Source organism: Candidatus Vesicomyosocius sp. SY067_SCS001, assembly GCF_014706615.1.
Lineage (GTDB): Bacteria > Pseudomonadota > Gammaproteobacteria > PS1 > Pseudothioglobaceae > Ruthia.
In genome coordinates this window covers 220,554-233,368 of the sequence record NZ_CP054877.1, presented here as the reverse complement: position 1 = coordinate 233,368, position 12,815 = coordinate 220,554, and the positions used below count along the sequence as shown (strand labels likewise).

The following is a 12,815-nucleotide window of genomic DNA, read 5'->3' as shown; positions in this document are numbered from 1 at the left end:
TTATTTCCTAATTACTCTTGGTACATTAATATTTGGTTCAATGCTTACTTTTTCATAAATCACCCGACCCAAATCCTCATCATAACGCATTTCAACTTCACCAATCATGGGAAAATCTTTACGTAATGGATGACCTGTAAAGCCATAATCAGTCAAAATTCGACGTAAATCTGTATGATTTTCAAACAAGATACCCATTAAATCAAAGGCTTCTCGTTCATACCAATCAGCAGATGCCCAGATATCAGTGACTGACTTGATAATAGGCTCTACTTCATCGACAAATGATTTTACTCTAATACGTTTGTTTTTACTGACAGATAACAGATGATATACCACAGCAAAACGTTTTTCATGTATATCTTTTACACCTTGATGATTACGTCCTCTAGAAAAACCAGAAGCACTGGCATTGCCATTCCAATCTGATTGTCCATAAGTTAAATAATCAACACCACATAAATCTATTAACGTATCAAAAGAAAAAAAATCTCTTAATTTCAAACAGGTTTTAATAATATTCTGAGAACTAACTGTTAAAGTTAACTCATCAAAAGCTTCAACTAAATGGGTCTTTCCAAAAACCTCAATTAATGATGTCTTTAAATTTTGCATTATGTTATTGCAATAGTGTTAGTGCGTCGAATTTTATCTTGTAATTGCATAATACCGTATAACAATGCTTCTGCCGTTGGAGGACAACCTGGAACATAAATATCAACTGGAACAATACGATCGCAACCTCTAATAACTGCATAAGAGTAATGATAATAACCACCACCATTTGCACATGAACCCATAGAAATAACCCACTTTGGCTCAGGCATTTGGTCATAAACTTTACGTAAAGCTGGAGCCATTTTATTAGTAAGTGTACCCGCTACAATCATTAAATCTGATTGACGTGGCGTAGGCCTAAAAACAATACCAAAACGATCTAAATCATAACGAGAAGACCCTGCTTCCATCATCTCTACCGCACAACAAGCTAAGCCAAAAGTCATTGGCCAAAGCGAACCTGTTCGTGCCCAGTTAATGACTTTGTCAAGCGACATGGTTATAAAACCTTGTTTTATTAAACCCTCAATTGCCATTAGTTATTCCCATTCAAGTGCGCCGTTTTTCCATTCAAAAACAAAACCCACTATCAATAAAAATAAGAAAATACTCATTACAACAAAACCAAACCAACCAAGTTGGGACTGAACTACCGCCCATGGAAAAACAAAGGCAACTTCTAAATCAAACAAAATAAATAGAATAGCTACTAAATAATAACGTACATTAAAATACGTACGCGAATCATTAAAGGCAGGAAAACCACATTCAAATTGAGTATTTTTTTCTTCATTTGGTTTACTCGGACCTAGTAAATAGCCAATTAACATTGGCCCAATACCAAAAAAAAGTCCTAAAAATATAAATACAACAATAGGTAAATAGTTTTCTAACACCTAATTTCTCCCAACTAAAAAATAGACTTCTAAGTATTATATCTAATTAAATTGACAAATCTACCTATAACCAACAAATACATTTTTAGAGGTTGAATTATACATTAACTTCAGTGCCACCTACGGTCAACTGGTCTATTTTTAGACTAGGTTGACCCACTCCAACAGGAACATTTTGGCCATCTTTGCCACATATACCAACACCATTATCAAGTTTTAAATCATTCGCCACCATAGATATTTTTTTTAATACCTTATCGCCAGAACCTGTCAATGTTACGCCTTTAACAGGGTGCATAATTTTTCCATTTTTAATCAAATAAGCCTCATTAGCACTAAAAACAAATTTACCTGAAGTAATATCAACTTGACCACCATCAAAATTAATAGCATAAATACCATAATCAACAGAAGCAATCATATCATCTAAAGAATCTTGTCCATTTAACATATAAGTATTAGTCATTCTTGGCATAGGAATATGAGCATAAGACTCACGTCTACCATTACCAGTTGATACAGTATCCATTAATTTAGCATTAATTTTGTCAAATAGATAACCTTTTAAAATACCATTTTCAATTAATAAAGTATTTTGTGTTGGTGTACCTTCATCATCAATTGTCAAGCTACCACGTCTATTTACCAAAGTACCATTATCAACAATAGTACATTTGTCACTAGCTACTTGCTCACCAATTCTATTAGTAAATACTGATGATTTTTTACGATTAAAATCACCTTCCAAGCCATGGCCAATAGCCTCATGCAACAATACCCCTGGCCAGCCAGAACCTAGTATCACGGGCATGTTTCCAGCAGGTGCGTTCTTTGACTCCAACGCTAATAATGCCTGTCTAATAGCTTCATTAACATAAATTTCATCCAAAGCATGATTAACAAAGTATTGATAATCATACCGACCACCACCACCGCTTGAGGCAGATTCAATTCTGCCATTACACTCAACAATAACATTTACACTAACACGTACCATTGGGCGATAATCTTTAGCAAATACACCATCAGTTGAAGTAATTAATATCTCACTAAACCCGCCAGAAATAGAAGCACTAACTTGTATAACCTTAGACTCCTTTCTAGCAATCTTATCAATTCTATTTAGAAAATCAACCTTTTCTTGTGAGCTAAAACTATTAAGCGGGTTTAAACCACTATATTTAGCAACTTGTGGAATAGATTGAAAATCCTGAATTTTTCCTACAGTAGTCTGATACATTGATACACCCTTGGCAAAATTAATGGCTTTTTCAATCGATCTTAGGTTTAAATCATTTGAATAAGCAAAACCAGTTTGATCAAAACTTACAGCTCTAGCACCTACGCCATGGCTAATATGATAGGTGCCAGACTTAACAATACTTTCTTCCAAAAACCAAGATTCAACCGCTGAATGTTGAAAATATAAATCTGCATAATCAATACCTTTAGCTGCTAAAGAGGATAGTAAAGTGGTTATTATTTCTTGATTTAAATGATGATCATCTAATAGTTGTTCAATCATAATACAGTTGATATCTTCTCAATAACAGGCTTATTCCATGGACCCGTTATTTTATATTTAAATTCAACAACTTTATCAACAATATTATTAATCAGTTCTCCTTTAAATAACATCCTATCTGTTAACCAAACTCCCAAACCTGCTAAACCACCGCCAGCTAAATAAGTAGCAATCGGCACAGCATCACCAATAGCAGGCAATACCTTTGCTTCTAAATGATAGGTTTGTTCAACAAATTTACTTGAACCTGTTAAAGTAATTATACTTGAGCTTGAGTTGAGTTCAAAATGAACAATAGTCGCCATAGAATTGTTAATATAAATTTGTGCATCAATTGTATCATAGGCAAACCCTTTACTAATCAAATCAGTGATATTTAGTTCCAAACGCTTAGCAATAGATTTAATATTGAGCAATGATAAAACTAATCCAATATTAAGGTCTTCATTAGTAAATACACCCTCTTTAACTTTAACTTTAATCAAACCACTGATATCTTCAGAACTCATGTTCCACGGAGCACAATTACAGAATAGACGTACATCAAACTCAAATTGACCACCACGAACCTTCCCTTTAATATTTAGTTTATCAAGAAATTCGCTCAATTTATTACCTTTTACTTTAGCAAAAAGCTTAGTTCTACCATTAATCCAAACACCATTAAAACTCAGATTTTGAGTACCAAAACCAACACCTGAAAACTCTAAATTAATAATTTTTAGCATTTTATCTTGTGATTTAAACGTAGCATGAAAATTAGGTATCTTTCTTTCACCTACTTGAATGTCTTGTATACTTAAATGCATACTAGGGATATCTTTTACCCTAATATCCCAATTACCTTTTATTTTATCTAGTCCTGTTATTTGAAGATTTGTTAATTTTACCTCAGGTAAAACACCATTATTTAGTATAATATTTGCATCAATTTTTAAAGCATCAGACTTAATATTTACCTGCCATGATTGATTTAAATATTTAGCTAAGTAAAACTCAAAATTATCACTACTATTGGTAAGTACTATGGCAAATAATGCATCTAAACCGCTATCTTGATTATTAGAATTCATATGAATATTAAACGACTTACCTCGAATATTACCCATACCATATGAAATAATTTGATTATTATGTAATACCAAATGTGCATTATAGTTCTTAACAACAATTGAACCTCCCAATATAGTCAAACGATTGTCTTTGATATTCAAATCAATATCTAATGCCGGATCTGTTTTATTTAGTGGTATTGTTAACTCCACATCAGCAAATACCTTACCAGATAAACTAAAATGTTTTAGTACATTATTCACATTACTATCTAGTGGTGCCTCTTTTAAAAAGCGAATCAACACTTCGCTATAGGTGTTAATTTTACCAACTACACTAACTTCTAATTCATCTTTACTCATATACAGCATTTGAATTTTAATACCTTGCAAAAACATTTCATTTAACGTAGCGTGATTAACTGTAACTGTAATTTGCTTATCATCAATATAAATATCTGCATCTAACTGTTTAAGATTATGCCAATCGGCATTAAACAATAACTCGGTATTAGTTAGGTGTGCATCAAGTTTTATCTTTGCTGGCAATTCCTTTGAAAGATTCTTCTTAATATTAATATTAATATTATCTATCGTACCTGATCGAAAAGCTTGTTCGATCCATTGATAAGTTGCACTACCTATTAATACTAAGGGTAAATAATCACTAATTTTAACTACATTCATACGTTTGATAAGGCCAGTAATCTGGATAAAATCATCATTTTTATGGTTATATAACTTAAGTCTTAATACAAGTTTAAAGTCATCATTACTCACAGTAATTAGCCATGTTAAACAACCATCACAACTTACTTGAACATTAGATAAGAAAATTGTAACATTAAAATATTGAGTTACAAGACCCTGTTTAGGAATTGTTAATAAGAGCTGTACTCCATCTCTTTCAAGAGTCAAAGGTGCCATTTTAATTGCATGCTTAATAATTATTTTATTGATATGTAAAGATTCAAAGAAATATAGCTTTTCTAACATGTCAAGTGAAGCTATATTGTTAATATTATTTATATTAGCACCATTAGGATTAGAATAAAGCATTAAAGTATCAATATAAATTTTGCTAGGATGATAAATATTATCAAACAAATTTAATAAATTCACATGCCAAGATAATTTCTTAATAATAGCTATTTTCTGCTGATTTTTATTTGATAAGATAGCAATATCATGTACTTTTAAAGCGATTCCTATATTTTCAAAATAAAATGTAATTTTAGATAGTCGAACATCAAGACCAGTTAAACTTGATAATTGGTTTTCAATCGGCGCTTTTAATAATATTGGAAATGTCACAAAAAATAACACTACTAGTACAATAATGAGCGAAAAAATAACACTAACCCAAGTGCTTATTTTTAATACTTTAATACCGCCATAAAGTGTTCTTTTAATCATTATTAAACTTATCAATGTATTCTCAATATAACACCGACCTTGGGAAATTATAACTTATTTTTACAAATAAGTTATTTATTGATATTGATACAAAACCATATTAAAAATATAAGAAAAACCATATACTTAAAAGTTTAACGTCAATTATAATAATGTATATGTCTTATTATTTACGTTAATACGTTTTCTAATTATTCAATTAAACAATTAAACATATATATAAAATATATTTAAAAAATGATTTGACGTTACCAAAAAGTACTTGTATAGATTTATTCACATAATTGGCTAAAAGTAGTCATCTGAATATACGATAAAATAAATACCATTAATTACATTCGAAATGCTATAGCAATGTAAAAATACCTATCTCTTTATTTTTTTTTACCTTGTCAAAATCAAACACTTGCCCATTCATAGTAATATAAACACCATATTCTTTGATTTGTACTGCACTTAAAGCTACACCTAAATTAAACAGTGCATCAGAATAATTAATAGAATAAGGGATCATGGATCCAAATAAAACAATAGTTTTATTATTAACCTCTTTGGCTAATAATTTTGCAGTTCTAACCATAGAATCAGTACCATGAGTAATTAAAATATGTCTTGTGTCACTTTCCTGACACTTTTTCACAATTAACGCTCGATCAATATCGCTCATATCTAAACTATCTTTTAAAAACAACACCTCAGATAAAGTATCGACCATCGACCTAGACCGATTAAGCATATCAATAAGATAAGTTTGTTGAAACACTAACTTACCAATCAATTCATCATAAACTTTATCAATTGTACCGCCAGTAATTAATAATTTGATTCTCATGATAAAATCATACTTTGTTTAAACTTAAATATAATAAGGTAAATTTATATTCTTCAAAAGAAAAAAGACAATCTATCTAATATGTTTATTTATAGAAATAAAAAATTATTCTTAAAAACTCTACATTTACAATATAATTTAGGTGTTTCTATAAAAACTAAAACATTAAATTTTAACCATATTCCTTTTCTAAAATCAGTTATAAAGTACTTCATTTAACAATAAAAATGATTATATTCAAGTTCTTTTTCCAAAAATATCTGCACCAATACGTACAGAAGTAGCACCATTCTCAATAGCTAATTCTAAATCATGACTCATACCCATCGATAAAACATCTAAATTAGAATATTTCTTAATAATATTTTCCATTCTAGAAAAACTTTGTGCTGAGCTAAAAGGACTTGGAACACACATAAAACCTCTTAAAGTGAGATTTTTTAGACTTTCAAAATGAGTAATTAGTTCATCAATTTGTCTAACTAATACACCTGATTTAGTAGGTTCATTATCAATGTTAATTTGTAAAAGTACCTTTAATTTAGGTAAGTTTTTTGGGCGTTGATCGTTAAGTCTTTGTGCAATTTTTAATCGGCCTATACTATCTACCCAGTCAAAATTTTTGGCAATTTTTAAGGTTTTATTTGACTGAATAGGCCCAATAAAATGCCAAATTAAGTTTTGGCCTTTTAGATGATTAATTTTTATAAGTGCTTCTTGAAGATAGTTTTCAGCGAAATGCTGTTGTCCTACATCAATTGCTTGTTGTAACTCATATACTGATCTAGTTTTACTCACCGCAACTAAAGTAACAGACTGAGTATGATTAACCTGATTAATTCTTAACTGGACTTTTATTAAATTATCTTTAATCAAAATACTTGATAGGCATCAAAAACTGGACCATCAACACAAATACGCTGCATAGAAATACCTTGTTCAGTTTTAACTTCAACTACACATCCTGCACAACCACCAACAGCACAGGCCATATTTTCCTCTAATGAAACCTGACAAGGCAAGTCATGCTCTTTAATCAAATTAGCCACTGTCACTAGCATAGAATGTGGACCACAAGCATACACCTCAACTTGCATTCTTTCATCAACTGTTAGACTGTCTAAATATACTTTTGCTAAATCAGTTACAAAACCCTTAAATACGCCATCAAAACCTTGAAAACTGGTTAATCGACACTCAATACCCCAATCCTCTAACTCTGTCATAGTGTGCGTTGCACCCTGATAATCTTTCCCATTATCAGCTAACTTAGCAGAAAATGGGAATGGCACTTCAGAGCCTAAAATTGCAAAAGGTTTATAATCACTATTTTTTATTTGTTGTGCAAAAGCGATCATAGGCGGCATACCCACACCCCCCCCAATTAGTAGTGGTAATTTTTTATTGGTTAACTCAAAACTATTACCAATAGGACCAACAATTGATAGCATATCACCTACTTTTTGCTTAGCTAATTGACGAGTGCCTTTACCAACTACCTTGTAAAGCAAGTCAAAGGTACCCTTTTCAGAATCAACCGACATGATTGAAATAGGCCGTCTCATTGCTAAATAATCAGAAACTCTAAGATGTACAAATTGCCCTGGTTTGCTCTGTTGAGCGATAATACTTGATGCTAAAGTTAAAATATATTGTTCATTTTCAAACCTAGAATGTAACAAAATTTGACAATCACAAACCTTAATTTTATGAATGTTAGCCTTACTCATTACAGGTAATCAAGGTACCAGATTCATTACAGGTAATCAAGGTACCAACACCATTATCTGTAAAGATTTCTAGCAATACAGCATGTGCAACTCGTCCATCAATAATATGCGTAGATTTTACCCCATTTCTAACAGATGATAAAGCACAATCAATTTTTGGCAACATACCACCATAAATTGTTCCATCTTCAATAAGACTATCAATAATATTGATGTCAAGACCAGTTAATAATTCACCATTTGCACCTAATAAACCAGATGTGTTGGTTAATAATATTAACTTTTCAGCATTTAGCGCTTGAGCAATTGAACCTGCAACTAAATCTGCGTTAATATTATAAGAAAAACCATCATTGCCCACACCAATAGGTGCAATAACTGGAATAAAATCTCCTTTTAATAGTAAATTAATAACTGAAATATCAATTTTATCTACCTCTCCAACATGACCAAGATCAATAATTTCAGACGTTAGTTCAGGTTTAACATCACTTTTTAATTTCTTAGCAGAAATTAAGCTACCATCTTTACCAGTTAAGCCAATGGAATGACCACCATGCTGATGAATAAGATTGACAATTTCTTTATTAACCAAACCGCCTAACACCATTTCAACTACATCCATAGTTTCTGAATCAGTAACACGCATGCCATCAACAAATTGACTTTGTTTACCAATCTTCTCTAATGTCTTACCAATTTGTGGGCCGCCACCATGCACCACGATTGGATTCATTCCAACAGATTTCATCAGCACAATATCACGAGCAAAACTAGATTTTAATGCTTCATCAACCATAGCATTACCACCATATTTAATGACAATAGTTTTACCTTGGAATTTTTGAAAATAAGATAAGCTTTCCGTTAAAACGCTTGCAATATTGTGTATATTATTAGACATATTATGCAACATAAAAATTTATTAAAATAATATTTTACTTAATGTTTATAGCAAAAATCTGATTTTTTTGACAAACAAAACCCCAAATATTTACAAAAATGAACACTAATTTTGATATACCTTAATCTATTAGCATTATTAAATCACAGTGAATAATAACATTGAGATTACTGCACCTAAAATCATTGAATTAAATAGTATGCCAAATAAAAGATGTAAAACACCGGAAGACACTAGATTTTATATTCAAAATATAATCAATATTCGATAACTATTACAGAATTCATATTAATTATATATTTATTCTTTCACTCTTTGCCATATTAATTGAATCAAAATTCTTATAAAGTTTAAATTTGATAGGTAAACTTTGAGATTTAAGCACTATATTCAACCATATAAGAAAATACTATATTTTTATTAATACAAATAAAAATAAACAAAAAACTAGTTTTACTAAATAGTTCTAATTATAATCTCATCACCAATACTTTTTTAACTAATATTCTTTCTACAAAATACATATTTATAATCAAACTTATTTTCTCAATGAGAAGTGTTATTTCTTTATTTAAAACCTTCTAAAATTCAAAATTTATCTAATAATAAACCAAACAGTAGCAGACACCATAAAATTTATTACTTTAGACTTGATTATCTAAAGAAAAATCAAACGATTAGAGAAAAATATCATAATAGGTTCATTAACAAAAATTATATATATAAAACATAAATATGAGAGTTAGACATTATAAACTGGATGTTTATCCTAAATTATCATAAAAATCATAAAGTAATATCCAACATGTATATTAATTTAATGACAATACTATTGTATTAACCTGTATCATAGAATATATATCCAATATATATTTTGGATAAACTTAAGCATTTACTAGATAAAATCAAATGAATAATAATTAAAATCAAATGAATAATAATGCCAAAAAACACATCATAAAAAAATAGCTTGTAAATCATTCAAGAAATCAAAACCTTTTTTACTAGGTTTCGCCAGCTTGCCATCTAATTCAAACAAGCCAAGTGCTTTGGCCTTATTTAATTGATACTCAATTACTTGTATTGGTTGCCTTGTTCTTAGCTCAAACAATTTCAAATCAAATCCATGTTTTAACCTCAGTGCATTAAGCATAAAATCAAAACTTAAATTTTTAATCTGATTAACTTGTTTTTGTCTGTTTTCTAGATAGTCATTTGGCAAACGTGCCTTTATCGTTCTAAACGGTAAAAACTCCTTTAGTAAAGTAATTTTACCATGAGCACCAGCACCTATACCAATATAATCACCAAATTGCCAATAATTTAAATTATGCTTTGAAGGTGTTTTTCCAAAAGCAGACACCTCGTAGCGAGTATAACCATTTCTTTCTAATAAACTTACACCTATATTACCCATCTGCCAAATAACCTCATCACTTGGCAAAATCGGTGTATATTTAGCAAAATAAGTATTAGGCTCAATAGTTAATTGATAAAAAGAAATATGGTCAGGTTTTAAATTAATAGCTTGATGAACATCAGACAAACATTCATCTAATGTTTGTCTCTCTAATCCATACATAATATCAATATTAAAACATTTAAAATCAACCTGATTAGCTTGTTCACAGGCATAAATCGCTTCATCAGCATTATGAATACGACCCAATGATTTCAGATGTTTATCATTAAAAGACTGCACACCAATTGAAAGCCTATTAATACCAATATGCTTAAATAATTTAAACTTTTCAGTCTCAAAAATACCAGGATTAGTTTCTAACGTAATTTCAATATTATTTGCAAATTTCAACCTCTTTTTTAAACCAGTAAATAACTTAAAAAGTTCTTGCTCACTCATTAAACTAGGTGTACCGCCACCTAAAAAAATAGATTGAATAGTACGACCTTGAATATAATCTAAGTCCTCATTAAGATCTTCTAATAATGACTCAATATAGCCACTTCGTTGATCACAATCATGAGAATTAAAATCACAATAAGGACATTTTTTAACACACCATGGATAATGAATATATAACGATAATGGCGGTAATTCTAATATACAACCCACTATTTTTTTTTGAGTACTTTAAGCAACGTCGATAAAGCCTTTCCTCGGTGAGAAATTTTATTTTTTGTTACAGATGAAAGCTCGGCAGAAGTGCAATTATGGATTGGTATATAAAAAATTGGGTCATAACCAAAACCATTATTACCTCTTTTTTCACGTAATATCTCGCCTTCCCATTTTTGTTGAATTATAATAGGCGTTGGATCACTAGCATGTTCAACAAAAACAATCGCACACCAAAATCGTCCAGTTCTCTCACCATCTGCTATGTCCTTCATATCAATTAATACTTTTTGAATATTTGCCTCATCATCCCTATGACAATTCGCATAACGTGCAGAATAAATACCAGGATTACCACCTAATGCATCAATTACAATACCTGAATCATCAGCCAATGCTGGTAACCCAGACTGTTCACTAGAATTTCGTGCTTTAATCAGTGCATTTTCAACAAAGGTTAGTCCTATTTCTGGAACCTCTTTAATCTGCCTATCCTTCATTGATATAACATTATAAATACCTCTTAACATAGTGTTAAACTCTTTGATTTTGCCTTGGTTATTGCTAGCAAGAATAATCTCTTTCATAGTGTATAATTTAGCCTAATATTTAGATTCCATGGAACTCATTATGACTCAAGACGAAATGAAATTCACTGTGGCACAAACAGCGCTCAAGTACGTAATAAAAAATACCATTATAGGCGTAGGAACCGGCTCTACTACTAATTTTTTTATTGATGCCCTATCCACTATAAAAAACAACATTAAGGGAACTGTTGCAAGTTCTAAAGCAACTGCACAACGTTTAGAAAATCATGGTATTAAAGTATTTGACCTTAATAAGGTAGAAACTATTTCAACTTACATTGATGGTGCTGATGAATCAGACAACGATTTAAACCTTATCAAAGGTGGTGGTGGTGCACTAACACGAGAAAAAATTATTGCAGCAGTAGCTCATCAATTTATTTGCATTGCCGATGAATCAAAATTAGTTTCGATTATGGGTAGTTTTCCACTACCTGTTGAGGTTATTCCAATGGCAACTAATTATGTTAAAAATCAGATAAGCCAAGAAATTGGTGGTATGCCTGAAGTTAGAAAAAACTTTATAACTGATAATGGTAATTTTATTCTTGATATTAAGAACTTAAAAATCACTAATCCAAAAGCAATGGAAACAAAATTAAACAGCATTATTGGTGTAGTAACCAATGGGCTCTTTGCTAATCGTGGTGCAAATATTTTATTACTAGGAACGCCAAATGGCGTAAAAGTAATAACCACTTAAATAACTCTATCAATTTTTCTAAACAATCTATGATACCTTTATTAGGTATCATATTAATCTTTCGATCTAGAATAATAATCTTTACTTACTGATAACAAATAACACTCACTTACCTTGTCGTTATAAGATCTATTACATAATTCATGAGGATAGTAAATACCTATGTTAAATTGTTACGTATTAATAACAAAAGTTAATCAAATATGTTTTATCATTTTGATACTTTTTATTTCCCCAAAACATCATAGTTAAGTACTTTATTTCCAATATAAAATCTTATATTAATAACAATACAAGCAAAAATTCTATTAATGCTAATATATAATAAGTACGGAAAAAATTTACATATAAATTATCTTTAAATTTTTCAAAAAATATGATATATTTTTAGGACTAAAACCAGATCTTGATACTATCTTAGTATCTATTAGATCTTCCTCCATTTATAATCAAAAACAAGATTAACACTATCAACATGTAGAACATCAAAACTCTTAGATGAATTCTCACTATAAACAAAAAGTTCATATCC

12 protein-coding genes are annotated in these 12,815 nt (G+C 30.2%); 1 reads left to right on the top strand and 11 read right to left on the bottom strand.

Going from position 1 to position 12,815, the window contains the following annotated elements; all coding sequences use genetic code 11:
- The 11 genes from HUW60_RS01145 to rdgB all read right to left on the bottom strand — a co-directional run bounded on the left by HUW60_RS01145 (window position 1) and on the right by rdgB (window position 11,577).
- Window positions 1-615, bottom strand: a complete 615-nt coding sequence (locus tag HUW60_RS01145; protein ID WP_190600619.1) for an NADH-quinone oxidoreductase subunit C — start codon at window positions 613-615, stop codon at window positions 1-3.
- Window positions 615-1,094 carry a NuoB/complex I 20 kDa subunit family protein gene (locus tag HUW60_RS01140; RefSeq protein ID WP_190600618.1) on the bottom strand — a complete coding sequence of 160 codons (480 nt, stop codon included), beginning with the start codon at window positions 1,092-1,094 and terminating at the stop codon, window positions 615-617. Before HUW60_RS01140 ends, HUW60_RS01145 begins: the two co-directional genes overlap by 1 nt.
- 3 nt (window positions 1,095-1,097) lie before the next feature.
- Entirely contained in the window at window positions 1,098-1,454 is a 357-nt protein-coding gene (locus tag HUW60_RS01135) for an NADH-quinone oxidoreductase subunit A (RefSeq protein ID WP_190600617.1), read from the bottom strand.
- A 97-nt stretch (window positions 1,455-1,551) separates the two neighbouring features.
- Entirely contained in the window at window positions 1,552-2,979 is a 1,428-nt protein-coding gene (tldD, locus tag HUW60_RS01130) for a metalloprotease TldD (RefSeq protein ID WP_190600616.1), read from the bottom strand.
- Entirely contained in the window at window positions 2,976-5,447 is a 2,472-nt protein-coding gene (locus HUW60_RS01125) for a YhdP family protein (protein ID WP_238924497.1), read from the bottom strand. The genes tldD and HUW60_RS01125 overlap by 4 nt, the downstream gene beginning before the upstream one ends.
- A 346-nt stretch (window positions 5,448-5,793) precedes the next feature.
- Complete coding sequence (locus HUW60_RS01120; RefSeq protein ID WP_190600615.1) at window positions 5,794-6,279, bottom strand: asparaginase domain-containing protein; 486 nt, start codon at window positions 6,277-6,279, stop codon at window positions 5,794-5,796.
- 237 nt (window positions 6,280-6,516) lie between these two features.
- Window positions 6,517-7,155, bottom strand: coding sequence for a YggS family pyridoxal phosphate-dependent enzyme (locus tag HUW60_RS01115; RefSeq protein ID WP_190600614.1), 639 nt, complete (start codon window positions 7,153-7,155; stop codon window positions 6,517-6,519).
- Window positions 7,152-8,009: a dihydroorotate dehydrogenase electron transfer subunit gene (locus HUW60_RS01110; protein ID WP_190600613.1), complete on the bottom strand. Its 858-nt coding sequence runs from the start codon at window positions 8,007-8,009 to the stop codon at window positions 7,152-7,154. The genes HUW60_RS01115 and HUW60_RS01110 overlap by 4 nt, the downstream gene beginning before the upstream one ends.
- On the bottom strand, window positions 8,002-8,925 hold the full coding sequence (argB, locus tag HUW60_RS01105; protein ID WP_190600612.1) for an acetylglutamate kinase: 924 nt from the start codon (window positions 8,923-8,925) through the stop codon (window positions 8,002-8,004). Before argB ends, HUW60_RS01110 begins: the two co-directional genes overlap by 8 nt.
- A gap of 943 nt (window positions 8,926-9,868) precedes the next feature.
- Window positions 9,869-10,987 (bottom strand): radical SAM family heme chaperone HemW, encoded by a 1,119-nt coding sequence (hemW, locus tag HUW60_RS01100; RefSeq protein WP_190600611.1) that lies wholly within the window; start codon window positions 10,985-10,987, stop codon window positions 9,869-9,871.
- A complete protein-coding gene (gene rdgB, locus HUW60_RS01095) occupies window positions 10,987-11,577 on the bottom strand; it encodes an RdgB/HAM1 family non-canonical purine NTP pyrophosphatase (protein ID WP_190600610.1) in 591 nt (196 codons plus the stop codon). The genes hemW and rdgB overlap by 1 nt, the downstream gene beginning before the upstream one ends.
- Before the next feature lie 43 nt (window positions 11,578-11,620).
- Here rdgB and rpiA point away from each other — a divergent pair, with 43 nt between their 5' ends.
- Window positions 11,621-12,283 (top strand): ribose-5-phosphate isomerase RpiA, encoded by a 663-nt coding sequence (rpiA, locus tag HUW60_RS01090; protein WP_190600609.1) that lies wholly within the window; start codon window positions 11,621-11,623, stop codon window positions 12,281-12,283.
- Window positions 12,284-12,815: the final 532 nt, after the last annotated feature.

Excerpts from the sequence above, each read along its gene's own strand:
- HUW60_RS01140 (WP_190600618.1), bottom strand. The coding sequence starts at position 1,094 with ATGGCAATTGAGGGTTTAATAAAACAAGGTTTTATAACCATGTCGCTT.
- argB (WP_190600612.1), bottom strand. The coding sequence starts at position 8,925 with ATGTTGCATAATATGTCTAATAATATACACAATATTGCAAGCGTTTTA.
- rdgB (WP_190600610.1), bottom strand. The coding sequence starts at position 11,577 with ATGAAAGAGATTATTCTTGCTAGCAATAACCAAGGCAAAATCAAAGAG.
- HUW60_RS01125 (WP_238924497.1), bottom strand. The coding sequence starts at position 5,447 with ATGATTAAAAGAACACTTTATGGCGGTATTAAAGTATTAAAAATAAGC.
- HUW60_RS01120 (WP_190600615.1), bottom strand. The coding sequence starts at position 6,279 with ATGAGAATCAAATTATTAATTACTGGCGGTACAATTGATAAAGTTTAT.
- tldD (WP_190600616.1), bottom strand. The coding sequence starts at position 2,979 with ATGATTGAACAACTATTAGATGATCATCATTTAAATCAAGAAATAATA.
- HUW60_RS01145 (WP_190600619.1), bottom strand. The coding sequence starts at position 615 with ATGCAAAATTTAAAGACATCATTAATTGAGGTTTTTGGAAAGACCCAT.
- rpiA (WP_190600609.1), top strand. The coding sequence starts at position 11,621 with ATGACTCAAGACGAAATGAAATTCACTGTGGCACAAACAGCGCTCAAG.
- HUW60_RS01110 (WP_190600613.1), bottom strand. The coding sequence starts at position 8,009 with ATGAGTAAGGCTAACATTCATAAAATTAAGGTTTGTGATTGTCAAATT.